The sequence below is a fragment of the Microtetraspora sp. AC03309 genome (genome assembly GCF_020826795.1).
Taxonomy (GTDB): Bacteria; Actinomycetota; Actinomycetes; order Streptosporangiales; family Streptosporangiaceae; genus Microtetraspora; species Microtetraspora glauca.
Genome location: NZ_JADDIL010000065.1, coordinates 12,040 through 35,600 on the forward strand (window position 1 = coordinate 12,040; position 23,561 = coordinate 35,600).

The 23,561-nt window shown below is 70.5% G+C and carries 22 protein-coding genes and 1 riboswitch; of the genes, 5 read left to right on the top strand and 17 right to left on the bottom strand.

Annotation, left to right across the window (positions count from 1 at the left end; translation table 11 throughout):
* Nucleotides 1-70 precede the first annotated feature (70 nt).
* From menD to menB, 3 genes are read right to left on the bottom strand one after another with little or no spacing between them, the layout of a single operon-like run.
* Nucleotides 71-1,735, bottom strand: coding sequence for a 2-succinyl-5-enolpyruvyl-6-hydroxy-3-cyclohexene-1-carboxylic-acid synthase (gene menD, locus IMZ11_RS31205; RefSeq protein ID WP_061258600.1), 1,665 nt, complete (start codon nucleotides 1,733-1,735; stop codon nucleotides 71-73).
* The gene (locus IMZ11_RS31210) at nucleotides 1,732-2,667 is read right to left on the bottom strand and encodes an o-succinylbenzoate synthase (RefSeq protein WP_228646010.1); all 936 of its coding nucleotides are present in this window, start codon (nucleotides 2,665-2,667) and stop codon (nucleotides 1,732-1,734) included. The genes menD and IMZ11_RS31210 overlap by 4 nt, the downstream gene beginning before the upstream one ends.
* Entirely contained in the window at nucleotides 2,667-3,497 is an 831-nt protein-coding gene (gene menB, locus IMZ11_RS31215) for a 1,4-dihydroxy-2-naphthoyl-CoA synthase (RefSeq protein ID WP_061258602.1), read from the bottom strand. Before menB ends, IMZ11_RS31210 begins: the two co-directional genes overlap by 1 nt.
* A gap of 219 nt (nucleotides 3,498-3,716) precedes the next feature.
* Here menB and IMZ11_RS31220 point away from each other — a divergent pair, with 219 nt between their 5' ends.
* The 3 genes from IMZ11_RS31220 (at nucleotide 3,717) to IMZ11_RS31230 (ending at nucleotide 6,675) form a co-directional block, all read left to right on the top strand.
* Complete coding sequence (locus IMZ11_RS31220; RefSeq protein WP_228646011.1) at nucleotides 3,717-4,835, top strand: AMP-binding protein; 1,119 nt, start codon at nucleotides 3,717-3,719, stop codon at nucleotides 4,833-4,835.
* 35 nt (nucleotides 4,836-4,870) lie between these two features.
* Nucleotides 4,871-5,230 (top strand): hypothetical protein, encoded by a 360-nt coding sequence (locus IMZ11_RS31225; protein ID WP_228646012.1) that lies wholly within the window; start codon nucleotides 4,871-4,873, stop codon nucleotides 5,228-5,230.
* 131 nt (nucleotides 5,231-5,361) lie between these two features.
* Complete coding sequence (locus tag IMZ11_RS31230) at nucleotides 5,362-6,675, top strand: RNA polymerase sigma factor (RefSeq protein ID WP_228646013.1); 1,314 nt, start codon at nucleotides 5,362-5,364, stop codon at nucleotides 6,673-6,675.
* 138 nt (nucleotides 6,676-6,813) lie between these two features.
* Here IMZ11_RS31230 and IMZ11_RS31235 read toward each other — a convergent pair whose 3' ends face one another.
* A complete protein-coding gene (locus IMZ11_RS31235; protein WP_228646014.1) occupies nucleotides 6,814-7,212 on the bottom strand; it encodes a hypothetical protein in 399 nt (132 codons plus the stop codon).
* A gap of 115 nt (nucleotides 7,213-7,327) precedes the next feature.
* Between IMZ11_RS31235 and IMZ11_RS31240 the strand changes: the two genes are divergently transcribed.
* Entirely contained in the window at nucleotides 7,328-7,912 is a 585-nt protein-coding gene (locus IMZ11_RS31240; protein ID WP_374463024.1) for a TetR/AcrR family transcriptional regulator C-terminal domain-containing protein, read from the top strand.
* A gap of 39 nt (nucleotides 7,913-7,951) precedes the next feature.
* Here IMZ11_RS31240 and IMZ11_RS31245 read toward each other — a convergent pair whose 3' ends face one another.
* Genes IMZ11_RS31245 through IMZ11_RS31265 form a run of 5 tightly spaced genes read right to left on the bottom strand, consistent with a single transcriptional unit; the run spans nucleotide 7,952 to nucleotide 12,920 of the window.
* Entirely contained in the window at nucleotides 7,952-8,857 is a 906-nt protein-coding gene (locus IMZ11_RS31245; protein WP_228646015.1) for a MurR/RpiR family transcriptional regulator, read from the bottom strand.
* A gap of 52 nt (nucleotides 8,858-8,909) precedes the next feature.
* A complete protein-coding gene (locus IMZ11_RS31250) occupies nucleotides 8,910-9,740 on the bottom strand; it encodes a carbohydrate ABC transporter permease (protein ID WP_228646016.1) in 831 nt (276 codons plus the stop codon).
* Nucleotides 9,737-10,705 (bottom strand): carbohydrate ABC transporter permease, encoded by a 969-nt coding sequence (locus tag IMZ11_RS31255; RefSeq protein WP_228646017.1) that lies wholly within the window; start codon nucleotides 10,703-10,705, stop codon nucleotides 9,737-9,739. Before IMZ11_RS31255 ends, IMZ11_RS31250 begins: the two co-directional genes overlap by 4 nt.
* Nucleotides 10,684-11,988, bottom strand: a complete 1,305-nt coding sequence (locus IMZ11_RS31260) for an extracellular solute-binding protein (protein ID WP_228646018.1) — start codon at nucleotides 11,986-11,988, stop codon at nucleotides 10,684-10,686. The genes IMZ11_RS31255 and IMZ11_RS31260 overlap by 22 nt, the downstream gene beginning before the upstream one ends.
* Nucleotides 11,985-12,920, bottom strand: a complete 936-nt coding sequence (locus IMZ11_RS31265; protein WP_228646019.1) for an N-acetylmuramic acid 6-phosphate etherase — start codon at nucleotides 12,918-12,920, stop codon at nucleotides 11,985-11,987. The genes IMZ11_RS31260 and IMZ11_RS31265 overlap by 4 nt, the downstream gene beginning before the upstream one ends.
* 688 nt (nucleotides 12,921-13,608) lie before the next feature.
* On the opposite strand from IMZ11_RS31265, the gene IMZ11_RS31270 reads away from it, so the two are divergent.
* Nucleotides 13,609-13,809, top strand: coding sequence for a DUF5999 family protein (locus IMZ11_RS31270; RefSeq protein ID WP_061258612.1), 201 nt, complete (start codon nucleotides 13,609-13,611; stop codon nucleotides 13,807-13,809).
* 125 nt (nucleotides 13,810-13,934) lie between these two features.
* Here IMZ11_RS31270 and IMZ11_RS31275 read toward each other — a convergent pair whose 3' ends face one another.
* The 8 genes from IMZ11_RS31275 to IMZ11_RS31310 form a co-directional block, all read right to left on the bottom strand.
* Complete coding sequence (locus IMZ11_RS31275) at nucleotides 13,935-14,531, bottom strand: alpha/beta family hydrolase (RefSeq protein ID WP_228646020.1); 597 nt, start codon at nucleotides 14,529-14,531, stop codon at nucleotides 13,935-13,937.
* A gap of 19 nt (nucleotides 14,532-14,550) precedes the next feature.
* Complete coding sequence (locus IMZ11_RS31280; protein ID WP_228646021.1) at nucleotides 14,551-15,063, bottom strand: hypothetical protein; 513 nt, start codon at nucleotides 15,061-15,063, stop codon at nucleotides 14,551-14,553.
* 114 nt (nucleotides 15,064-15,177) lie between these two features.
* Complete coding sequence (gene gcvP, locus IMZ11_RS31285) at nucleotides 15,178-18,045, bottom strand: aminomethyl-transferring glycine dehydrogenase (RefSeq protein WP_228646022.1); 2,868 nt, start codon at nucleotides 18,043-18,045, stop codon at nucleotides 15,178-15,180.
* 172 nt (nucleotides 18,046-18,217) lie between these two features.
* Nucleotides 18,218-18,309, bottom strand: a riboswitch (glycine riboswitch).
* Between the two features lie 41 nt (nucleotides 18,310-18,350).
* Complete coding sequence (locus IMZ11_RS31290) at nucleotides 18,351-18,968, bottom strand: MerR family transcriptional regulator (protein ID WP_061258616.1); 618 nt, start codon at nucleotides 18,966-18,968, stop codon at nucleotides 18,351-18,353.
* 151 nt (nucleotides 18,969-19,119) lie between these two features.
* Nucleotides 19,120-19,590 (bottom strand): bifunctional nuclease family protein, encoded by a 471-nt coding sequence (locus tag IMZ11_RS31295; RefSeq protein WP_228646023.1) that lies wholly within the window; start codon nucleotides 19,588-19,590, stop codon nucleotides 19,120-19,122.
* Nucleotides 19,591-19,663: 73 nt separating this feature from the next.
* The gene (locus IMZ11_RS31300) at nucleotides 19,664-20,320 is read right to left on the bottom strand and encodes a MerR family transcriptional regulator (protein WP_061258618.1); all 657 of its coding nucleotides are present in this window, start codon (nucleotides 20,318-20,320) and stop codon (nucleotides 19,664-19,666) included.
* A 25-nt stretch (nucleotides 20,321-20,345) separates the two neighbouring features.
* Nucleotides 20,346-20,849: an FHA domain-containing protein gene (locus IMZ11_RS31305; protein WP_228646024.1), complete on the bottom strand. Its 504-nt coding sequence runs from the start codon at nucleotides 20,847-20,849 to the stop codon at nucleotides 20,346-20,348.
* Nucleotides 20,850-21,052: 203 nt separating this feature from the next.
* A complete protein-coding gene (locus IMZ11_RS31310; protein ID WP_228646025.1) occupies nucleotides 21,053-23,557 on the bottom strand; it encodes a mannose-1-phosphate guanyltransferase in 2,505 nt (834 codons plus the stop codon).
* Nucleotides 23,558-23,561: the final 4 nt, after the last annotated feature.

Consider the following 23,561-nt stretch of genomic DNA (forward strand, 5'->3'; position numbering starts at 1 on the left):
GGCGGGTCGGGCACGCTCCATTCTGCCGTCGCCCCGGCAATGACACATCCATCGCGAGGACCACCGCGGGTCAGTCTCCGGTAGCACTCGCCATCATCGCGGAGCGTACGGCCTCGCCCATGGCGGCGTGTACCGCGGCGTTGGCGTCACGGCGCGTGCGCACCTCGACCAGGCGCATGCCGTCACCCTTGACGGCCCTGGGCAGCTCGTCGAGGTCCTCGACCCGCGTGTACGGCAGGCCGGTCGAGGCGGCGAGATATTCCAGATCGACCCCGTGGGACGTCCCGAAGATCCGCTCGAACGGGTCACCCACGGCCGCCTGCGGCAGCAGCGAGAAGATCCCGCCGCCGTCGTTGTTGACCACGACCAGGCACAGGTCGGGCCGCGGCTCCTGGGGGCCGAGGATGAGCCCGTTCTGGTCGTGCAGCAGCGTCAGATCACCGATCAGCGCGTACGACGGGCCGTTGTGCGCCAGCGCGGCGCCGATGGCAGTGGACACCAGCCCGTCGATGCCGGACGCGCCGCGGCTCGCCATCAGGCGCAGCCCCCGGCGGGGCCGCATGGCCTGGTCCAGGTCCCTGATCGGCATCGAGGAACCGCAGAACAGCAACGACCCGTTGGGCAGCAGCTCGACCAGGTCGCGCGCCACCCTCGGCTCGCTCAGGCCCGAGGAGTCGAGCACCGCGTCGATCGCCTCCCTGGCGACGTGCTCGGCGTGCCGCCACGACCGCAGCCAGGAGTCGTCTCCCGAGGTGACCGGGATCTCCACCGCCTGCGCGACCTGCGTCGCCGACCTGGTCGGGTCGGGCCAGCGGGTCAGGTCCGAGGCGACCACGATGTGCTCCTCGGCCCTGCGGATCCAGGACAGCAGCGGCCGCGACAGTCCGGGACGCCCGAGCGTCACGACGACGTCGGGCCGGTGGGCCTTGGCGAACTCGGGGTTCCCCAGCAGGAAGTGATAGGTCGAGATGGCGTGGTCGCCGTAGCGGCCGCCGCCGTTGGGCTCGGAGAGCACCGGCCAGCCGGCCATCCCGGCCGCCGCGACGTACCTGCGGACGTTGGCCGCGCCGTCGCCCACGACCAGCACGCCGCGCCTGGTCGGCGGGATGTGCAGCGCGGACGCGGGAGGCGCCACCCTCGCCCTGATCCACGCGCCGCCCGCGTCTCCGTCGAGCGACTCGCACCACGAGCCGTCACCGTCGGGGATCAGCGGCTCGCGGAAGGCCAGGTTGAGGTGGACCGGCCCCGGATCCGGCGGCCCGGCCGCCCGCTGGTAGGCACGGCAGGCGAGCGACCGCCAGTAGGCCGCCTGCCCCGGCCGGTCCTCCGGCACGCCGACCTCGGCGAACCACCGGACCGCCGAGCCGTACATCTTGACCTGGTCGATGGTCTGGTTCGCGCCGGTGCCGCGCAGCTCCGGCGGCCGGTCTGCGGTCAGCACGAGCAGCGGCACGCCGGACTCGGACGCCTCGATCACGGCGGGGTGGAAGTTCGCCGCCGCGGTGCCCGACGTGCAGATGATCACGACGGGCCGCTCCGAGCGCTTGGCCAGCCCGAGCGCGAGGAAGGACGCCGACCGCTCGTCGATCCGCACGTGCAGCCGCACCCGCGGCTCCTCGTGCACGGCCAGGGCCAGCGGCGCCGACCGGGACCCGGGAGCGAGGACGACGTCGGTCACCCCGCAACGCACCAGCTCGTCGACCAGCACCGTGGCAAGCGCGGTGGCGGGATTCACTGCCGCCCCTCTCCGGCCGTTCCGGCGGCCTCCTCCATCCGTCGTTTCCAGGCGGGCGACTCGATCTCATACGCCGCGAGGGCGCGCTGATCCACCTCCGGACGTCGTACGGCTATCGCCCCGCCGACGGGGACGAGGGAGTCCGTGACGACGTCACCGCTGAGCAAAGGCATCGTCCCGAGGCCGCAAGCGTACGGCAATTCGGGCAATGCGGCAGCTAGAGCCAGCCCCGCCGCCAGGCCGACCGACGTCTCGACGGCGCTCGACACGACGACGGGCAGCCCGCACGCCTCGGCGACGCGCAACGCGGCCCGCACCCCGCCGAGGGGCTGCACCTTGATCACGGCGATGTCCGCCGCCTCCGCCGCGCGTACCTTGAGCGGGTCCTCCGCACGGCGGATCGACTCGTCGGCCGCGATCGGGACGTCCACCCGCCGCCGAACCTCGGCGAGCTCGTCGAGCGTGGCGCACGGCTGCTCGGCGTACTCCAGGTCGAACCGGTTGAGCTCCTTGAGCCTGCGGACCGCGGAATCGACGTCCCAGCCGCCGTTGACGTCCACCCGGACCCGGCCCGCCGGGCCGATCGCGTCGCGTACGGCTTCGACCCGCGCCATGTCCTCGGCGAAGTCCTGCCCGCGCTCGCCGACCTTGACCTTGGCGGTCCCGCAGTGCGAGAGCCTGACGATCTCGAAGGCCTTCTCCGGGCCCACGGCGGGCACGGTGGCGTTGACCGGGATCCAGGCGCGGAGCGGCTCCGGCCACCCGTCGAACGCGGCCTCGTTCGCGCAGGCCAGCCAGCGGGCGCTTTCGGCGGGGCCGTACTCGGGGAAGGGTGAGAACTCCCCCCACCCGGCGGGCCCGTGGATCAGCACGCCCTCGCGGACGGTCTGCCCCCGGAACCGCAGGGTCATCGGGATACGGAAGACGTGCACTAGGGGCGGCGCGGGAACTTCGCGAAGTCCGGGGTGCGCTTCTCCTTGAACGCGTCGCGGCCCTCCTGGGCCTCTTCGCTCATGTAGTAGAGGAGCGTCGCGTCACCGGCGAACTGCTGCATGCCCGCGGCGCCGTCGGTGACGGCGTTGAGCGCGCCCTTGAGCATGCGCAGCGCGAGCGGCGACTTCTCCAGCAGCTCGCGCGCCCACTGGACGGTCTCCTCCTCCAGGCGCTCCAGCGGGACGACCGCGTTGACCAGGCCCCACTGCAGGGCGGTCTCGGCGTCGTACTGCCGGCAGAGGTACCAGATCTCGCGCGCACGCTTGAGGCCGACGGTCTCGGCCAGCAGCCACGAGCCGTATCCGCCGTCGAACGAGCCCACCTTGGGGCCCGTCTGCCCGAACTTGGCGTTGTCCGCGGCGATCGTGAGGTCACAGCAGACGTGCAGCACGTGGCCGCCACCGATCGCGTAGCCCGCGACCATCGCGATGACGGGCTTGGGGCAGCGCCGGATCTGCACCTGCAGGTCGAGGACGTTCAGGCGGCCCATGCCGTGCGTGGTCTCGTCGACGTAGCCGTCGTCACCGCGGATCTTCTGGTCACCGCCGGAGCAGAACGCCCGGTCGCCGGCACCGGTGAAAATGATCACACCGACGGCGGTGTCCTCCTGGGCCGTGTTGAACGCGTCCCGCAGCTCGAAGAGCGTCGTCGGGCGGAACGCGTTGTGACGCTCCGGCCGGTTGATCGTGATCTTCGCGATGCCTTCGGCGGTCTCGTAGATGATGTCCTCGTACTCGCCTGACCGCTTCCAGTCGACGCCGCTCGTCACACTCGCTCCTCACTCCAGCGATCCGCCCGTTCACCGGCGGTTCCGTCTGCCGGGACTAACCTTACGACCGTGCCCATCAGTCGCGAACACAAGCCCCGTGAACACAGCGGCGAACCCGGCGGCGCCCAGGTCCACGGATACGGCCACAGACACGGATACGGCCACAGACACGGACACGACCATGGCCACGGCCGCGGATCCGGCGGCGCGGAGAGGGCGGTGCACGCCCTGCTCCTGCCGTCCGGACCGGCGCTGTTCGCCGCCGTCGAGCGCGCGCTCTCCGGGGACGGCCCGGCGGTCCTGCCGCTGTCCCCCGACCTGCCGCGTCCCGCGCTCACCGCCGCGCTGGCCTCGCTCCGGCCCACGCACGTCGTCACCCCCGAGGGCGTACGGCGGGAGCCCGACGGGGCGCCGACCGGCGCGGCGGTGATCATCGCGACGTCCGGATCGACCGGCGTGCCCAAGGGGGTCGAGCTGACGGCCGAGGCGCTGACCGCCTCGGCGCGCGCGTCGCTGGAGCGGGTGGGCGCCGCACGGGGCGAGCGATGGTTGTGCTGCCTTCCTCCGTCGCACATCTCGGGGATGCAGGTGCTGGTCAGGTCGCTGCTGAGCGCGTCGGACCCGGTCATCCATCCGCGCTTCACCCCCGAGGACGTGGCCGGGAGCGGAGCCGAGCACGTCTCTCTCGTGCCGACCCAGCTCAGGCGGCTCCTCGACCTGGGCGCGGACGTCTCGGCCTTCCGCACCATCCTGCTCGGCGGGGCCGCGGCGCCGCGGGGCCTGCTCGCCGAGGCGCGGGGCCGTGGCGCCCGCGTCGTCACGACGTACGGCATGAGCGAGACCAGCGGCGGATGCGTGTACGACGGCGCCGCCCTTGACAATGTAGATCTCAAAATCGGGGCCGACGGCCGGGTCCGGATCTCGGGCCCGGTCCTGTTCTCGGGGTACCGGCTGCGGGAGGCGCGCGACGCGTTCGAGGGCGACTGGTTCGTCACATCCGACCTGGGCTCGATCGACGCCGGGCGGCTCACGATCCTCGGCCGGGCCGATGACGTCATCAACACCGGCGGCCAGAAGGTGGTCGCCGGCGCCGTCGCGCGCGTCCTCGCCGGGCACCCGGGCGTCCGCGACGTCGCCGTGGTGGGTCGCCCGGACCCGGAGTGGGGCGAGGTCGTCGTGGCCGTGATCGTCGGTACGGCGACGCTCGCGGAACTCCGCGAGTACGCCAAGGAGCGACTGCCCGCCTACGCCGCACCACGAATGGTGCAAACGGTGCAAGAGATTCCGATGTTGCCAAACGGAAAACCGGATATGGTCGCCCTGCGAAACCAAAAATGACCTCCACGCGTCACATATGTAGGGAGGACGTCCATATGAAGCCGGATCGCCGGATGCTGATCTCCGCGGGTGTCGTCACCGCCATCGTCGTGGGCGGGGTCTCCGTGGCCACGACCGCGTCGGCCGGCCGCCTGGAACAGGCGGTCAAGGTACGGACGGTCAAGGAGCCCGCGAAAGGCAGGGCGACGCCGAGCGCGTCCCCTGTCGCGCCGGCCGACGACCAGACGATCGAGCCCGAAGAGCTCATCGAGAACATCGCGCCCTACGTGGTCGAGAACCACCTCAGCATCGACCCCGGCGCGACCGGCGACTACTGGACGACCGAGCGACTTCAGGGCGCCGACCCCATGCCGATGCCCCAGGTGAGCATCAGCGTCATCACGCCGTCGAACTGACACCTCCCGCGTCCTGGGGGAACAAACTGGGCTCGGCGACGTTATCCATACAGGTGCGCCGCGCCGCCGCAACCGCCGCGCCCAGCCATTGCCACCCAGAACGACTACTCCGTCATGGAGGAGGTGTCCTCATGCCCCCGACCGCCGTGGCGACCCCGCCTGAGCGCGCGGCGACCCCGATGACGACCCTGGACCAACTGCTGGACCGAGGCCGCGCGCAGGGTCACCTTTCCCTGCCGGAGCTTCGCGAGGCGTTCGGCCAGGCCGGAGTCGCTCCCGCGGAGGGCCGCGCGATCCTGCGCGAGCTCACCGAGGCGGGTGTGGACCTCACGGAGGCCGCGCCGGCACAGAAGGCACCACGCAAGGCCGCGAAGGCCGCCAAGCCCAGGAAGTCCAAGCGCGCCAACGCGGCCGACGAGGCCCGTGACGTCCCCGACGAGGACGAGGAGTGGACCGCCGAGGGGCACGCCGAGGAGGAGTCAGGCGACGACAGCGCGCCGATCGACCTCGACGACAACTCCTCGGTCATGGGCGACTCCGTCCACACCTACCTCAAGTCCATCGGACGGCGTACGCTGCTCACCGCCGCGCAGGAGGTCGAGCTGGCCAAGCGCATCGAGGCCGGCCTGTACGCGGAGCACAAGCTGGAGACCGCGCTGGAGAACGGCGAGATGCTCCGTCCCGAGGTCCGCGAGGACCTCGAATGGGTCATCGAGGACGGCAAGCGCGCCAAGGACCACATGCTGGAGGCCAACCTCCGCCTGGTCGTGTCGGTCGCGAAGAAGTACACCGATCGCGGCATGGCCCTGCTCGACGTCGTGCAGGAAGGCAACCTGGGCCTGATCAGGGCGGTCGAGAAGTTCGACTACACCAAGGGCTACAAGTTCTCCACGTACGCCATGTGGTGGATCAGGCAGGCCATCCAGCGCGGCTTCGCGGACTCGGCCCGGACCATCCGGCTGCCCGTCCACGTGCTGGAGATGCTGTCCAAGCTGTCCCGCGTGGAGCGTGACATGCACCAGCGTCTCGGCCGGGAGCCCTCCCCCGAGGAGCTGGCGGTCGAGCTGGACAAGACCCCCGACCAGATCGAGGAACTGCTCCGTACGAGCAGGCAGCCGATCAGCCTCGACTCCACGATCGGCGAGGACGGCGAGACCCGCATCGGCGACCTGATCGAGGATGTGGACTCCCCCGAGGCGTCCGAGGTCGTGGACCGGCAGCTGCTGGCCGAGCAGCTCAAGGGCGTGCTCGGGAACCTGTCTCCCCGCGAGGCGAAGATAATGGCCCTGCGCTTCGGCCTGGCCGACGGCAAGCCGCACACCCTCGACGAGATCGGAAAGTTCCTCGGCCTCACGAGGGAGCGGATCCGCCAGCTCGAGAAGGAGTCGCTGTCCAAGCTGCGCCACCCGAGCAACACCCGGCCGCTGCTCGACTGGGCCAGCTGACCGCCGTCGGCCCATGCCGGCCGGACACGATCACACGGATACGGCCCGTGCCCTCATGAGGGCACGGGCCGTATCGGCGTTTCAAGGGGCGTCTCCCGAGGACCCGGCGGTCCGCCGGGGGCCGTTCCGGGAGACCGCTCAGCGGGCCACCGCGGCGGCACGCGGCAGCCGGACGATGCCGGTGAGCCGGTGCGCCTCCCGCACGGTGCGCAGGCGGTTCACCTCGGCGGTCCACATGGCGCCCTGGGGAGTGGCCTTACCCTTCCTGCGGCGGATGCGGTCGTCATAGGACTTCACGCCGAACGTGGCGCGCTGCGCGGCCTCCGCGGCCCGCAGGGCGTCGGTGAGCGCACGGTCGAGTTCGAGACCGGCCTCACGCAGCCCCTGCTCGGACGCCGCCACGGCCTGCTTCTCGCGCAGGGCGAGCTCGGCCACCCTCGCCTTCTCCAGGAGGTCGTGGTATCCCTTTCCGACCTCCTGGTCGGCGTGGTACCTGACCTCCGCCTCCCGGCTCACACGCGGACGGAAAAACGCCATCGACGGTCCTTCCAGATCGAGCACATATCGCTGGCCGTAGCGTACGCCGTTTCGCCGCGTCCCTCACATCCGGGCCGGGCCGCGTCCTTTACACAGTAAGGTGGACTGTGGCAGCATGATCGACATGCCTGCCAAGCGACCAGCGGTCCCGCTCTCCCTCGAACGCATCATCGACGCCGCGCTGCACATCGCCGACGGGCAGGGTCTGCGCCGGCTGACCATGCGCCGCCTCGGCGACGCGCTCCAGGTGGAGGCCATGGCGATCTACCACCACCTCCCCCGGGGCAAGGAGGCACTGATGGACGTCCTGGCCGAGCACGTGACCACGGTGCGGGTGGAGGCCGAGGGCACCTGGCAGGAGCGCGCCCGCGCCTGGGCCCGCGCCGGCCGGGCCGCCCTGCTCGACCACCCCGGCGTGTTGTCGCTCGCCCTCACCAAGCCCCCCAAGGGCACCGCGCTGATGGCGATCAGGGACCAGACGGAGCAGCTCGCCGAGGCCGGGCTCGCCGGCGCGGCCGACGCCGTACGGGCCCTGCGGGCGTACGTCTTCGGCAGCGTCGCGGTGGAGGTGCAGCAGTCGGGCTGGGCCGACCCAGACGCGACCGTGCGGGACGCGCGGACCGCCGAAGGCGAGCGGGAGTTCGAGCGCGGCCTCGACGCGCTGCTCGCCGGCCTCCAGGTCACCGGCCACGCCGCCTGAGAGGCGGGGTGGCCACGCCACCTGAGCCGCCGCCCGGGGTCATGAGCGCGGCCGCGCCCCCTTGCTCCGTCGGCCGCTGATCGCGCGGAAGGTGTCCTCCAGGGCGGTGAGGGTCTCGTCGTACGTGCGCTGGGCGGCCACCCCGACGAAGAGGCAGTCGACGACGGTGAGCTGGGCGATCCTGCTGCCCATCGCTCCGGGGCGGAACGGGGCCTCGCGTACCGCGGTCTTCAGCACGATGTCGGCCAGCTCCGTGATCGGCGAGGGGTGGAAGTTCGTGATCGCGATCGTGGTCGCCCCGTGGTCGCCGGCGAGCCGCAGCGCCTCCAGGACGTCGACCGTGGTGCCGGTGTGCGAGATACCGATCGCGACGTCGCCCTCGCGCAGCAGCGCGGCCGAGGTGAGCGCGCTGTGGAAGTCCGGCCAGGCGAACGCCACCAGGCCGATCCGGTGCAGTTTCTGGTGCAGGTCGGCCGCGACGTACCCGCTCGCCCCCGCGCCGTAGAGATCGACCCGGCGGGCCTCGACGATCACTTCGACCGCACGCTCCAGGGCGGCGACGTCGAGGTGCTCGGCGGTCTCCGCCGCCGCGCGGGAGTCGCTGTAGCCGATCTTGGCGACGATCTCCTCCAGCGGGTCGCCGGCGTTGATGTCGCCGTCGAGCGGACGGGCGCCGCCGGCCCGGGATGCCTCCAGCGTCGCCTCGCGGGCGAGCGCGAACCGCAGCTCGGGATAGCCGCGCAGTCCCAGTGCCCGGCAGAACCGCAGAACCGTGGTCTCCGAGGTGCCGCACTCGCGGGCCAGCATGCCGATCGACCGGTCGGCGACGCCCTGGGGGTCGGCCAGCACCGCGTGCGCGACCCGTTGCTCGGCCGGCCGCAGGGACGGGAGCGCGCCACGCAGCCGTACCAGGATGCCGCCCGAGTAGTCATTGCCGGGGTCCACGCCGCCTCCCTGGGAGTCTCTGAAACGCACCGCGAATGGCGCGGGTTGGTCACTACTTGCTCATGCCGGCGGTCAATCCGGCGATGATCTGCTTGGTCGCCAGAACGAACAGCACGAAGAGCGGCGCCGTGGCGAGGACCAGCCCGGCGAACAAGGCCGACCAGTCGGTCGTGTACTCGCCGAAGAACTGCGACAACCCGCGCGGGATGGTGAACTTCTCGTCGGAGCGCAGCAGCACCAGCGGGTAGAGGAACTCATGCCACAGCGGCACGAACTGGAACAGCATCACCGACGCCAGCGCGGGCCGCACCAGCGGCAGCATGATCTGCCCGAAGATCCGGAACTCTCCGGCGCCGTCGATCCGGGCCGCCTCGTCCAGTTCGCCGGGCAGGGAACGGTAGAACGCCGACAACACGAAGACGCAGAACGGCACCCCGGACGCGGCGTACAGCAGCGTGAGTCCGAGCAGCGAGTCGATCAACCCCATGGAGTCCATGAGGTAGAAGATCGGCACCAGGCCCAGCCGGATCGGCAGCATCAGCCCGGCCAGGAAGTACGCCCCGAGCACCCGGTTGCCGAAGAAGTCGTAGCGGGCCAGCGGGTAGGCCGCCAGCGCGGAGACGACCGTTCCGAGCAGCACCGCGCCGCAGGTGACGGTCAGCGAGTTCAGGAAGTACGTGCTGAACGACGCCTCGGTCCACACCTGGCGGTAACTGTGCAGCGTGGGGGATGCCGGCAGCCCCAGCGGCGCGGTGAAGATCTCGCCCGTCGGCCGCAGCGAGTTGAGCACCATGATGACCAACGGCAGCAGCGCGACGACCGCGTACCCCCACAGCAGCAGGTGGACGGCGACCCGCCCCGGAGCCCGGCGTCCGGCCGTCACACCAGCTTCCTTTCGCGGCGGCGGAAGTACGAGGTGGCCACCATCGACACCCCGAAGATGAACACGAACATCAGCACGGCGAGTGCCGACGACCGCCCGATCGCCTCCACACCGCCCTCCACGAACGCGACCCGATAGAACAGCAGACCGAGCACGTCGGTCGAACCCGCCGGGGACCCGGTCGAGCCGGACATCGCGTAGATCAGCCCGAAGGCGTTGAAGTTTCCGATGAACGTCAGCACGCTCACCACGCCGATCGCCGGCGTGAGCAGCGGCAGCGTCACCCGCCGGAACGCCTGCCATGCCGAGGCCCCGTCGACCCGGGCCGCCTCGTGGTACTCGGCCGGGATTCCGGCGAGCGCCGCGGAGAACAGCAGCATGGGGAAGCCCACCCACTGCCACGCGTTCACCAGGACGACGATCGGCAGCGCCGTACGCGTGTCACCCAGCCAGGGCAACGCCCACGAGTCCAGCCCGACCGCCTCGAGCAGCGCGTTGACCGGGCCGAACGTCGGGTTGAGCAGCAGGCTCCACAGGTAGCCGACGACCAGCGGGTCCACGAGGTACGGGGTGGTGAACGCGCTCTGCAGGAACCGCTTGCCGCGGCCGTAACGGAACAGCAGGAGGGCGAACAGCAGCCCGACCGTGGTCTGGATCAGCATCGTCCCGGCGAAGAACAGGGCGTTGTGCGCGAACGCCCGCCACAACTGCTGGTTGTACGGGTAGATGCCGAGCAGGTCACGGTAGTTGTCGAACCCGGCGAACCCCACCTGCCGGATCCCACGCCACTCGAAGAAGCTGTAGTCGAGCGCGCTGACCAGCGGATAGACGATGAAGACCGAATAGAGCAGGAGCGCGGGCAGCAGGAAGACGGCCAGCACCCGCCACCGCGGCACGTACCGGCGACCGGCGCCGGTACGTGCCGCGCGACGCCGGGGAGCGCTCAGTTCCCTGGCTTGAACCACTGCTCGATGCCCTTCTGCACACTCTCGGCGGCCGCCTCGGGGCCGGTCTGGCCCGCGAGCATCTTCTGCAGCTCGTCCCGGAAGATCGCGTCACCGTTCGGCTGGCCGTACCGGAAGTCGACGAGCAGCGTGTACGGCGCGCCGTTGGCGGCGTAGTTCTTGGCCATCTCGGCCAGCAGCGGGTCCGACGGCGTGACCCCGGGGACCGCGGAGAGCTGCTTCAGCTCGGTCGCGTAGAGCTGCCCGAACTCCGGCGTCGCCATCCACTTGACCAGTTCGAGCGCCTCGGCCTGGTGGGCCGACTTGGCGTTGACGCCGAACGAGCCGTCGGCCCAGCCCGGCGTGACGGGCGTGGTCTCGGGGGAACCGGGCGGCGGCGGCACCTGGAAGACCCCGATCTCCAGGCTCGGGTCGGCCTTGAGCAGGGGCGCCAGGTCGAAGGTGCCCGTCGGGTACATCGCGGCCTTCCCGGTGGCGAACAGCGCCTGGACGTCGGGGATCTTGACCGCCACCACGTCCTTGGGGAAGTACGGCTCCAGGTCCTTGACCAGCTTGACGGAGGCGGTGAAGTCGGGGTCGGTGAACTTCTTCTGGCCGCCGAGCACCGCGTCCCGGAACGCGGTGCCGCCGTAGCGGGCGTTGCCGAAGATCTCGTGGACGATCGGCAGCGTCCAGGTGGCTTCGGGGCCGGCCGCGACGGCGAACGGCGTGATCCCCGCGGCCTTCAGCTTCTTGGCCGCCGCGATCATGTCGTCCCAGGTGGCGGGGGGCTGGATGCCGTTGTCGCCGAACAGCTTCTTGTTGTAGAGCACCTGGAGCGTCTGGTACGCGAACGGCACGCCGTAGATCTTGCCGTCCTTGTGGCCCTTGGCGCCTTCCAGCAGCTTGGCGTCGAAGCCGGACAGCGCGTCCACCTTGCCGTCCAGCGGCAGGAGCTGGTCCGCCTCGACCAGCGGCTGGAGTCCGCCGTACGCCCGGAGCTGGGCGACGTCCGGCCCGCCGCTGCCGGACATGCCGGTCGCCAGGATGTTGTTGTACTCGGTGGCCTGGAACGGCTTGAACTCGACGTGGATCTTCGGGTGTGACTCCTCGAACGTGGCGAGGATCTTCTCGTACGCCTTGACGTCCTCCACCCGCCACGACCACAGACTCAGCGTGACCTTGCCGGCGTCCGCCTTGTCGCCCCCGTCGGACGTGCCGCCGGACGCGCCGCCGCCGGGTGCGCACGCCGCCAGCGCCACCGCGAGCACCCCGATCGCCCCCGCGATCCACCTTCTCTTCATGAGACTTCCCTTCGGCCAATAGCCAGTTCGGCGAGCGCCGCGCGGACCCTGCCGCCGGCTGCCTGTAATGCGATTCGCGCCTCTCCCACGGGGGCATCGGCGAGGAGGCAGACCAGGGCGACCTTCAGGTCCCCCTCTGCCGCGGTGAGCGTTTCGGCGCACTGCGCCTCGGTGCGGCCGGTCGCCTCTTCGAGGATCGTGACCAGGCGGCCGCGGAGTTTGGCGTTGGTGGCGGTCACATCGATCATGAGATTCGAGTACGTCCGCCCGAGCCGGATCATGACCGCGGTGGAGAACGCGTTCAGCACGAGCTTCTGCGCGGTTCCCGCCTTCATCCGCGTCGATCCCGCGATGACCTCGGGGCCGGTGTCGACCGCGATGTGGACGTCGACCTCGTCACCGAGCGGCGCCGCCGGGTTCGACGACACCAGGACGGTCGCCGCCCCCGCCGCACTCGCCGCGCGCAGCGCCCCCGCGACGTACGGCGTGCGGCCGCTTGCCGACAGCCCGATCGCCAGGTCGCCCTCCCCCAGGCCGAGCGCCTCGGCGGCGCCCGTCGCCGCGTCGTCCTCCACGTTCTCCATCGCCTGCTCGAAAGCGGAGGTGCCGCCCGCGTGGTGCGCGACGACCCACTCCGGGGCGATCGTGTACGTCGGCACGAGCTCGGCCGCGTCGAGCACCGCGATGCGGCCGGAACTGCCCGCGCCGAAGTAGTGGATCGACCGGCCCGTCAGCAGCGCGCTCACTCCGAAGTCGACGGCCGTGGCCAGCTCGGGGAGGACGGCGCGGACCGCGGGAGCGACCAGGCTGTCCTCGTCGTTGATGAGCTTCAGCATCTCCAGGGTCGAACGGAGGTCGATGTCGAGCGTGCGCGGGTTGGCGCCTTCCGTGGGGGCCGCCACCCTGACCGCCTCAAACTCGTCGTCCGTCACGAAGTTTTCCACCTCAAAGAAGAATGTGTTGGAAAATTAGTTTCACAATGAGCCGTGCGTCAATACCTGGATCCAGCCATCGGGGGCGTACGGGGCCCCCGCGCCGCGCGGGGCTCCGGCCCGCGGCGTGATGTCCTCCAACTCCTCAGATGTAGGAAAATGTCATACAAGGTCACCGCTTTGACTGGAAGTTACTTACATTCGACCCGGATGGTCAACGCTTGCTTGACTGAAATCTCACGCGAGCCGATCTCCGCACGGAAGGGGCCGACCCGGCGGATGCGGGCCCGGCCGCCACGCTCCTCGCCGCGGGCCGGCGGCCTCGATCACCCGGCGTCGACCCGCCCCGACCCGGCCGTCACACAGCGCCTGGACGATCTCCCGGACGACCTGGAGGCGGCTCCGGAAACCGTAATCCGCCGGTTATCAGACGGACGGCGTGTCGAGCTTGGACCGTTATCATCCCTGGGGCACCCTTGTGGGATAGCTCACAGCGTGGTGAGCGGAACCCGTATGGGCGCCCCCCGGCCCCCTTTCCAGGACCGGCGGAAACCGTCCTAACGGACTATGTCGCCACGAGGCGAGCGGACGGCACACTGGTCTCGTCCATTGTGCGGTTAGTCACACATCAACCCCAGACGCCCGCCGCCTCGCGCGACGGGCGAACGATAGACACGGAGCCCCGGCGATGTGCCCTCATAGCCCGTCCTGTCCGAGCGCGGAAGCGAAGGACCGAGAAGCCGCCCGCACCATCGCGGCGCACCCCGAGCAGGGGTGGAGCCTGCTGTGCAACGGCGTCGTCCTCTTCGAGGACACCGGCGAGCTGCTGCCCGACGGAGCGGTCATCGCCCCGCATCGCCCCACCGACCTGGCTTCCAGCGCCGCCTGATCGATCGCGGCCAGGTCACCCGGCTGGTCCGTCCAGCCGGGGCCCTCCCGTCCCTTCACCCGATTCCGCTCGCCCCGCCCCCCGCCGGTTCCACCGCTCGGGGTCCCGTGGCCGACCCCCGGCTCTCAGCCCGCTCTCCGGGCCAGCAGCCACCGGGCCACCTCCTCGCCCACCCGGGCGGGGTCCTTCTTCAGATCGTGTCCCTCCCCCGGCAGCACCACGAGCCGCGCCGCGTCGGACGCCGACGGCACGCCGAACGGATCACGATCCCCATTGATCACCAGAACGTCGGTTCCCGCCTGCCGCAGCTCATCCGCCCTGGAACGTTCCGGCTTGCCCGGCGGGTGCAGGGGGAACGCCAGCGCGACCACCGCGTCCGCCTCCACCGCTCGGGCCGTACGGCAGGCCACCCTGGCGCCGTTGCTCCGCCCGCCCTGCACGAGCGGCAGCCCCGGATGGCGGGCCCGCAGCTCCTCGATCATCGTGATCCACGACTCGTCCTGCCGGACCGCCGAGCCCGGCGCCCTCGCGCCCCTGAGCCGGAACGGCTGGGTCACCCGGGCGACCGTTCCTCCGATGGCCAGCACGGCATCCCGTACGGCGAGCAGGTCGGGCGCGTCCACTCCCCCGGCCGACCCGTGGGTGAGCACGAGCAGCAGCCAGGGATCGGCCGCCTCGTCCACCTCGACCGCTCCCGGGCCGTGCGGCGTCACAAGTTCCACCGTCCCAGATTCCACCCGGTCACGTTATCGGGGGGCGGACGTCCCTGCTCAGGCGGAGCCGTACCTCCTCGGCCAGCGCCGCGTCGGGGTGGGCCAGACCGTACCGCCAGACCGTCTCGGCGTCGTCGTCCCGGCCCCTGAGGGGCAGCACCCGCGCGAGCAGCTCGATGGCGAGCGCACCGGTGCCCGACTCGGCTCCGTCGCCCTCCTCGACCGCTCCGGCGAACTCCCCGCACGCCATGTCGAGATGCGCGAGACCGAGCAGGACCCGCAACCGTGCCGGATCCGTGACGCCGGGCACGGACAGCGCGCGCAGCAGGAGGTCGGCGGCCTGCCCCGGCTCGCCGTCCTCCAGCAACTGCTCGGCCATCCGTTCGGCGACGGCGGAGAGCCCCGCGGCGCCCTCCGCCCGGTCGGGTGCCTCGACGTCGACCGCGACCTCCGCGAAGATCGCCGCGGCGGCGTCGAGATCGCCCGCCTCGGCCAGCCTGCGCGCGTGGTCGATCTGCCGTCCGGGGTCGATGGCCGTCATGCCAGGCCCTCCATAATCGGGGATCACCAAGATCCTAACGATCGGCGGGCCCGTGCGGGGAAGACATGCGCATGATGGACGGTTCGGGTCCGCGAATCTTCCCCGCGGGCGTGATCAGTCCTCGTACGCCTCCAGCGGAGGGCAGGCGCAGACCAGGTTGCGGTCGCCGTAGGCCTGGTCGATGCGACGGACCGGCGACCAGTACTTGTTGTCCCGCAGCGCGGGCACGGGGTAGGCCGCGACCGTGCGCGAGTACGGGTGCGGCCACTCGTCGGCGACCAGGCAGGCCGCCGTGTGGGGCGCGTTGCGCAGCGGGTTGTCGGTCCTGTCGTACTCTCCGGACGCGACGCGGGCGATCTCCTCGCGGATGGCGATCATGGCGTCGGCGAACCGGTCGAGCTCGGCCAGGTCCTCGCTCTCGGTGGGCTCGATCATCAGGGTCCCCGCGACGGGGAACGACATGGTCGGCGCGTGGAAACCGTAGTCGACCAGGCGCTTGGCCACGTCGTCCACGGTGACGCCGGTCTCCTTGGTGATCTGCCGCAGGTCGACGATGCACTCGTGCGCGACGAGGCCGTCCCGTCCGGTGTACAGCACGGGATAGTGCGGGGCCAGCCGCCCGGCGAGGTAGTTCGCCGAGAGGATCGCCTGCTCGGTCGCCCGGCGCAGCCCATCTCCGCCCATCATCCGGATGTACGCCCACGAGATCGGCAGGATGCCCGCCGAGCCGTACGGCGCGGCCGAGACGGCACCGGTGCCCTTGCCAGGGAGGTAGGGGGCGAGGTGGGCCTTGACCGCGACCGGCCCGACACCCGGACCGCCACCGCCGTGCGGGATGCAGAACGTCTTGTGCAGGTTGAGGTGGCTGACGTCCGCGCCGAACTCGCCGAGCCTGGCCAGGCCGACGAGGGCGTTGAGGTTGGCGCCGTCGACGTAGACCTGCCCCCCGGCCTCGTGGACCCGGTCGCAGATCTCGACGATGGTCTCCTCGTACACGCCGTGCGTGGACGGGTAGGTCACCATGATCGCGGCGAGCGTGTCGCGATGCTTCTCGATCTTGGCGGACAGGTCGGCGAGGTCGACGTTGCCGCTGTCGTCGCAGGCAACCACGACCACGCGCATCCCAGCCATGACCGCGCTGGCCGCATTGGTGCCGTGCGCGGACGACGGGATGAGGCAGACGTCCCGCCCGGCCTCGCCCCGGCCGTGGTGGTAGGCGCGGATGGCGAGCAGCCCGGCGAACTCTCCCTGGGACCCCGCGTTGGGCTGGATCGACACCGCGTCGTAGCCGGTGACCTCGGCCAGCCAGCCTTCGAGGGTCTCGACCAACTCGACGTAGCCCGCCGCCTGGTCGATCGGGGCGAAGGGGTGGATCCCGGCGAACTCCGGCCAGGTGATCGGCTCCATCTCGGTGGTCGCGTTGAGCTTCATCGTGCAGGAGCCCAGCGGGATCATCGAGCGGTCGAGGGCGACGTCCTTGTCCTGGAGCCTGCGCAGGTAGCGCAGCATCGCCGTCTCCGACCGGTAGGAGTGGAACACCGGATGGGTCAGGAAGTCGGTGGTCCGGGCGAGGCCGGCGGGGAGCGCGTCGGGGGTCACCCGGTCCAGGTCGTCGATGACCACGCCGCCCGAGCCGCCCTGCGATCCGCCGGGCACGCCGAACGCCGCCCACACGGCCGCAAGGTGCTCGGCCGCCGTCTTCTCGTCGCAGGCGACCGCGACGTGGTCGGCGTCCACCAGTCGGAGGTTGACGCCGGCCGCCTCGGCGGCGGCCACGACCCCCGCGGCGCGCCCGGGGACGCGGGCCAGGACGGTGTCGAAGAACTCCTCGTGCACCACCTCGACACCGCCCTCGCGCAGCCCGGCGGCCAGGACGGCCGCGTGGCGGTGCACCCGCTGCGCGATCCGCCGCAGGCCGTCCGGCCCGTGGTAGACGGTGTACATCGAGGCCATGACCGCGAGCAGGACCTGCGCGGTGCAGATGTTGCTGGTGGCCTTCTCCCTGCGGATGTGCTGCTCGCGGGTCTGCAGCGCGAGCCGGTACGCGGGCTGTCCGTCGGCGTCGACGGACACCCCGACGAGCCGGCCGGGCATCTGCCGCTGGAGCCCTTCGCGTACGGCCATGTAGGCGGCGTGCGGGCCGCCGAAACCGAGCGGCACGCCGAAGCGCTGGGAGGAGCCGACGGCGATGTCGGCGCCGAGCTCACCCGGCGACGCGAGCAGCGTCAGGCCGAGGAGGTCGGCGGCGGCGATCACCTGGGCGCCGCGCTCGTGCGCCACCTCGGCGAGTACGCGGAAGCTCGCCACCCGCCCGCTCGCGCCGGGGTACTGCACCAGCACCCCGAAGCACTCGGGCAGCGCGGCGGGATCCGCGAGGTCGGCCTCGACCAGCGTGATGCCGAGCGGCTCCGCCCGGGTCGCGAGGACGGCCTTGGTCTGCGGCAGCGCGTCGATGTCGACCACGAAGACGTCGCTCTTGACCCGGCTCGCCCGGCGGGCCAGGGTCATCGCCTCGGCGGCGGCCGTGCCCTCGTCCAGGAGCGAGGCCCCGGCCACGTCGAGACCGGTCAGGTCGATGATCGCGGTCTGGAAGTTGAGCAGCGCCTCCAGCCGTCCCTGCGAGATCTCCGGCTGGTAGGGGGTGTACGCGGTGTACCAGCCGGGGTTCTCCAGCACGTTGCGCAGGACGACGCCCGGGGTGATCGTGTCGTGGTAGCCAAGGCCGATCATCGAGGTCAGCACCCGGTTGCGCCCGGCGATCGTGCGCAGCTCGGCCAGCGCCCGCGTCTCGCTCGCCGCCTCGGGGAGCGCGAGCGGGGTCTCGGTCCTGATCGCCTCGGGTACGGCGACGGCCACCAGGTCCGCCACGGAGGCGTATCCGACGGCCTCCAGCATGCGCGCCTGCTCGGCGTCGGACGGGCCGATGTGGCGGGACGCGAAGGGCGGGCCGGAAAGATCGCGAAGTGGTGACCGGTCGGTCATGGCAAGCCTCCTGGAGCGGTCGAGACCTAGGCGGCGCACGCGTGCGCCTGGTCTCCCCCTCTGTCATCGCGACCAGCCGACCGGCGGCGGGACCACGACCTGAGAGCTTCACCCCGAAGGGCTTGCACCGTCGGTGAGCACGCCTGGTGGACGTGCTGCTTTCCAGAGTTGCCTCTCCCGTGCGGTACGGGATGCCTGAGAGATTCCGGGGAGGGTTGCTCCTTCGGCGCCTCCACTTAAAGAGGTCTCTCCCGCACGGGGTCGCCAGCTTGTGCCACTCTACCGCCTACCCTGAGGCGGGCCGTTCACCCGGTCTTGCGGGACTTCCTGCGTCGTGCCAGCTCGTCGGCCGGATGGTCGGCCTCCGCATCGGAGCCGGACTCTGCGCGCTCTCCGGGCAGCTCGGCCAGCGAACCCTCGACCTCGCGCCAGACGCGCCCCAGGGCGATGCCGAACACTCCCTGCCCACCCTGGAGCAGATCGATGACCTCGTCGGCGGAGGTGCACTCGTAGACGCTGACGCCGTCGCTCATCAAAGTGATCTGGGCGAGGTCGTTCACCCCGCGGTCACGCAGATGCTGTACGGCGGTGCGGATCTGCTGGAGCGAGACGCCGGTGTCCAGAAGCCGTTTGACGACCTTGAGCACGAGGATGTCGCGAAAGCTGTACAGACGCTGCGAACCCGAACCGTGCGCGGCTCTTATGGTCGGCAGGACCAGCTCCGTCCGGGCCCAGTAGTCGAGCTGACGGTAGGTGATGCCGGCCGCCGCGCAGGCGGTGGGGCCGCGATACCCGATGTCGTCGGGCAGTCTCCTGGGCTGCTCGTCGAACAGCAGTCCTTGTTCACCGGCGCGCTCACGCGCTGACTCACGGACCGGATCATGCTGGTCGGCCGCTTTTCCCTCGCCGCTGCTGACCGCCACTGCGGACCTCCGGCTTTCTCTCATCCCACGGTCTGATCTGGGGGTTCATGAATTACAACCGTGGATTCCCTTGCACCGTAGGACCGGGGACATTCTCAGTCAACGACCCCGCACGGCGCGTCGTGAAGCGTTAAATTCCCGAAATCAACCCCTACCCGGCACGCCCGAAGTCCTCGGGCGTGATGTTGTCCAGGAACTCGCGGAACTTCTCCACCTCGTCCTCCTGGTCGTCGGGCATGCTGACCCCGGCCTCCCGGAGGACGTCCTCGCTGGCGTAGATCGTCGCACCGGTGCGGAGCGCGAGCGCGATCGAGTCCGACGGCCGGGCGCTCACCTCCACACCGTTGGAGAACACCAGGTCGGCGAAGAAGATCTGATCGCGTAGCGCGACGATGTTGACCGCACGCAGGCGCACCCCCAGCGCCTCCAGCACGTCACGGAACAGATCATGAGTGAGCGGGCGCGGCGGCGGTTCCTCCGCCTGGGCAAGCGCGATGGCCGTCGCCTCGGTCATGCCGATCCAGATCGGCAGGTACCGATCACCGTTCGTCTCCTTCAGGAGGACGATCGGCTGGTTGGTGGGCATCTCAACGCGAACCCCCACGACCTCCATCTGCAACACGGGCGACTCCGTCTCAAAGCGGCGCGGCATATCACCAGGACTTCAACGTAACACCCGGAGCGGGTCGGCCTGGTCACTGCCCCAGAACGCGGCGAACACTGCCACGAAGCAACGCACTGTGCAATTCGAGGAGAAGTCCGGATATTTCCCGAGCTGTCTCGTCGGCCTGCCCGATCGCGCCGGGCGCCCGGCGGCGCAGCAGCGGCGCCACCGCCTGCTCGACGAGGCTCGCCTCGCGTTCCGCGGCCGCCCGCACCGCGCGCAGATGGCGGGCGTGCAGGCCGAATCTGGCCAGCGAGCCGACGCTGCGGGCGATCTCCAGGGCGTCCGCGTCGTACCACCGGGCCACGGATGCCACCAGGCCGAAGCTCTCCAGCTCTGCCAGCGTGTCCTCGTCGATGTCGGCGGCCTGGAGCAGGTCCTCACGGCTGAGCCGTACGGGCGGGGCCTCCTGGGGCAGTGCCCTCGGCCGGGCCGCCTGCTCGTCCAGGTTCTCCTTGATCACCCGTAACGGAAGGTAGTGGTCACGCTGCGCGGTGAGGATGTAGCGCAGCCGCTCGACGTCACCATGGGTGAACTTGCGGTATCCCGACGGGCTTCGCTGCGGCTCGATGAGCCCCTCGCCCTCCAGGAAACGGATCTTGGAGATCGTCACGTCGGGGAACTCGCCCTGCAGTAGCGCGAGCACCTCCCCGATGCTCATGAACGCCCGTAACGCCTGCGCGCTCATGACTTACCCGCCCCTCCCTCAGCGATCACTGGCCTCCAAGGCCACGCGCGAAGAACACCAACCGGAACTTGCCGATCTGCACCTCGTCGCCCCCCGCGAGGGGGAACTCCTCGATGCGCTCCCGGTTGACGTACGTCCCGTTGAGGCTGCCGACGTCGCGGACGGTGAAGTGGCCGCCCCGCCGGTAGAACTCCGCGTGCCTTCTGGACACGGTCACATCGTCCAGGAAAATGTCGCTTTCGGGGTGGCGACCCGCCGTAGTGAGATCACTGTCCAGCAGAAAGCGGCTGCCCGCGTTCGGGCCCCGCATGACGACCAGGAGTGCGGTGCCCGGCGGGAGCTGCTCGATGGCCGCCCTGTCGGGCAGCAGGGTCTGCCCCGTCTCGTTCTCCAGCGCCTCGAGCGAGATGGTCGAGGTGGTGTCGGGAGCGGCCGGCGCCGGAGCGCTCAGCGGCGAACCGCATCTGGAACAGAAACGGGCATCCTCGGGGTTGGCATGACCGCACTGCGTGCAGTAGACGCTGGGCATCGAACGGCTCGGCCTCTCTTATGACTTGCTCAGACGGCGAATGCCGCAACTTACGCTGATCACGCACAAAGGTCAAGAAAGCGTGCTCGACATGGACTGACCAACGCTACAGCCCAGCGCGGTCCAAGGTCCATCCCGCCACACCGTTTCCTGGTTTCCCGAAGGTGACCTCCAACAATATTTGTACATGATCACGGAGATTGTTATTGTGCTCCGGCGGCCTGCTCCACCACGCGGGCCCAGCGTTCGAGCAGGGCCTGGGCGGTGTCCACGTCGCCTCCCTCGGCCCACAGGTGGGTGACCGCCTCGGACGGGTCGGGCAGGACCAGGGCCCAGCTGCCGTCCTCGCCCACGACCCGTACGCCGTCGGTGGTGTCCACGTGCAGGCCCTCGGCGGCCTCCACCACCGAGCGCATGACCGTGCCCTTGTGCGCCCACGGAGTGGGAATGGTCCGCCGCAGCAGCTTCGCCTCCGGGATCCGCGCGTCGATCTGGCTGAGCGACAGGCGGGTACGCGCCACCAGGCCCAGCAGCCGCAGGAACACCGCGAGCCCGTCCACGGTCGGCCCGAACTCCGGGACGATGAAGCCCCCTCGCCCGTCACCCGCGAAGATCATGTCGCTGTGCGTGGCGGCGGTGGTCAGCGCGTCGAGACTGGTGGGCGTCCAGTCCACCTGCACCCCGTGGAACCGGCAGACCATCTCCGCCACCCTGGTGGTGGTCACCGGCAGGGCGACCCGTCCGCCCCTGCGCTCGGCCGCCACCAGGTCGAGCACCACGAGCAGCGCCCGCTCCTCGCTGATGAGCTGGCCCATCTCGTCGACCAGGGAGACCCGCTCCCCGACCGGATCGAACCGTACGCCGAAGGCGGCGCGGGAGGAGCCGACCAGCTCGGCGAGGCGCTGGAGGTCGCGGCGGCGCTCGGCGAAGGTCTCGGTGGGCGAGGCGTCGTCGAGGCGGTTGTTCACGGTGAGCACGTCCACCCCGACCCGGCCGAGCAGGCTCGGCAGCACCAGGGACGACGTGCCGCCCGCGCAGTCGACCACGACCTTCATCTCGGCGTCCTTCACGCCGCTCATGTCGACGCAGCGCAGCAGCTCACGCGCGTAGGTGTCCACCGCGCGGGCCGGGAAGGTCAGCTCGGCGATCTCTCCCGGGAAGGCGCGCCGGTACTCCTGGCGCGAGAAGATGCGCTCCAGCTTGCGCTGGGCGCCCTGGGAGAGGTCCGCTCCGGTGCCGTCCATGAAGACGATGTCGACACTCTGGGGGTCGCCCGCGCTGGTCCGCAGCGCGATGCCGCCCTGCGCGCTGCCCCTGGAGGTGTGGAAGCGGGCGACCGGGAGCGCGGACGCCTCCAGGTCCACCACGTTGATCGCGCTGGAGTTCAGGGCGCTGATGACCGCCCGCTTGAAGGCGCGGGCCGCCCGGGAGGCGTCACGCGAGGTGACGATCGTGTCGCCCTTGCTGACCATCGTGGCGTACGCGCTGGCCAGCCGTACGCACAGCTCGGGGGTGATCTCGACGTTGACCAGGCCGGAGACGCCGCGCGGGCCGAACAGGCTGCGCTGGCCGCGCGACTCCCAGATCACGCTGGTGTTGACGACGGCGCCCGCCTCGACCGTCTTGAACGGGTAGATCTTCACGCCGGACGAGACGTACGCCTCCGACTCGATCACGCACTCGTCGCCGACGACCGCGTTCTCCTCGATCCTGGCGCCGGTCATCACGTCGGTGTTCTTGCCGATCACGCATCCGCGCAGGTGGGCGGCAGGGCCGACGTAGACGTTGTCGTGGACGACGGCGCGGTGGAGGAAGGCCCCCTCCTTGACCACGGCGTTGCTGCCGAGGACGGTGTACTCCCGCAGCTCGGCGCCGGCCTCCACCTTGGCGTAGTCGCCGATGTAGAGCGGTCCCTTGAGCACCGCGTCGGGATCGACGGAGGCGCCCTCGGCCGTCCAGACGCCGGGCGCGAGCTCGAAGGCGTCGAAGTCGACCTTGACCTTGCCCTCCAGGACGTCGGCCTGGGCCTTGAGGTAGCTCTCGTGGGTGCCGACGTCCTCCCAGTAGCCCTCGGCGACGTATCCGAACAGCGGCAGGCCGCGCTCGAGCAGCTTGGGGAAGACGTCCGAGGACCAGTCCACGGACCGCCCGGCGGGGACCTCGTCGAGGACGCTCGGCTCCATGACGTAGATGCCGGTGTTGACGGTGTCGGAGAAGACCTGGCCCCAGGTGGGCTTCTCCAGGAAGCGCTGGACCCGGCCGTTCTCGTCCACGATGATGATCCCGAACTCCAGGGGGTTGGGCACCCGCTTGAGCCCGATCGTGACCAGGGCGCCGTTCTCCTCGTGGAACCTGAGCATGTCGGTCAGGTCGATGTCGGTGAGCGCGTCACCGGAGATGACGAGGAACCGCTCGTCCCTGAGCCGGTCCGCCGCGTTCCTCACGCTGCCCGCGGTGCCGAGCGGGATCTCCTCGGTCGCGTAGTGCAGGCGCATCCCGAGCTCGTCGCCGTCGCCGAAATAGTTGCGGATGAGGGCGGCGAGGAACTGCACGGTCACCACGGTCTCGGTGCAGCCGTGCTTCTTCAGCAGGCGGAGTACGTGCTCCATGATGGGCCGGTTGATGATGGGGAGCAGGGGTTTGGGCTGGTTGGCGGTCATCGGCCGCAGCCGCGTTCCCTCCCCGCCCGCCATGACGACGGCCTTCACGGGC

Excerpts from the sequence above, each read along its gene's own strand:
- IMZ11_RS31235 (WP_228646014.1), bottom strand. The coding sequence starts at position 7,212 with ATGGCGTTTTTCCGTCCGCGTGTGAGCCGGGAGGCGGAGGTCAGGTAC.
- IMZ11_RS31230 (WP_228646013.1), top strand. The coding sequence starts at position 5,362 with ATGCCCCCGACCGCCGTGGCGACCCCGCCTGAGCGCGCGGCGACCCCG.
- IMZ11_RS31260 (WP_228646018.1), bottom strand. The coding sequence starts at position 11,988 with ATGAAGAGAAGGTGGATCGCGGGGGCGATCGGGGTGCTCGCGGTGGCG.
- IMZ11_RS31270 (WP_061258612.1), top strand. The coding sequence starts at position 13,609 with ATGTGCCCTCATAGCCCGTCCTGTCCGAGCGCGGAAGCGAAGGACCGA.
- IMZ11_RS31240 (WP_374463024.1), top strand. The coding sequence starts at position 7,328 with ATGATCGACATGCCTGCCAAGCGACCAGCGGTCCCGCTCTCCCTCGAA.
- IMZ11_RS31300 (WP_061258618.1), bottom strand. The coding sequence starts at position 20,320 with ATGAGCGCGCAGGCGTTACGGGCGTTCATGAGCATCGGGGAGGTGCTC.
- IMZ11_RS31225 (WP_228646012.1), top strand. The coding sequence starts at position 4,871 with ATGAAGCCGGATCGCCGGATGCTGATCTCCGCGGGTGTCGTCACCGCC.
- IMZ11_RS31280 (WP_228646021.1), bottom strand. The coding sequence starts at position 15,063 with ATGACGGCCATCGACCCCGGACGGCAGATCGACCACGCGCGCAGGCTG.
- IMZ11_RS31305 (WP_228646024.1), bottom strand. The coding sequence starts at position 20,849 with ATGCCCAGCGTCTACTGCACGCAGTGCGGTCATGCCAACCCCGAGGAT.
- gcvP (WP_228646022.1), bottom strand. The coding sequence starts at position 18,045 with ATGACCGACCGGTCACCACTTCGCGATCTTTCCGGCCCGCCCTTCGCG.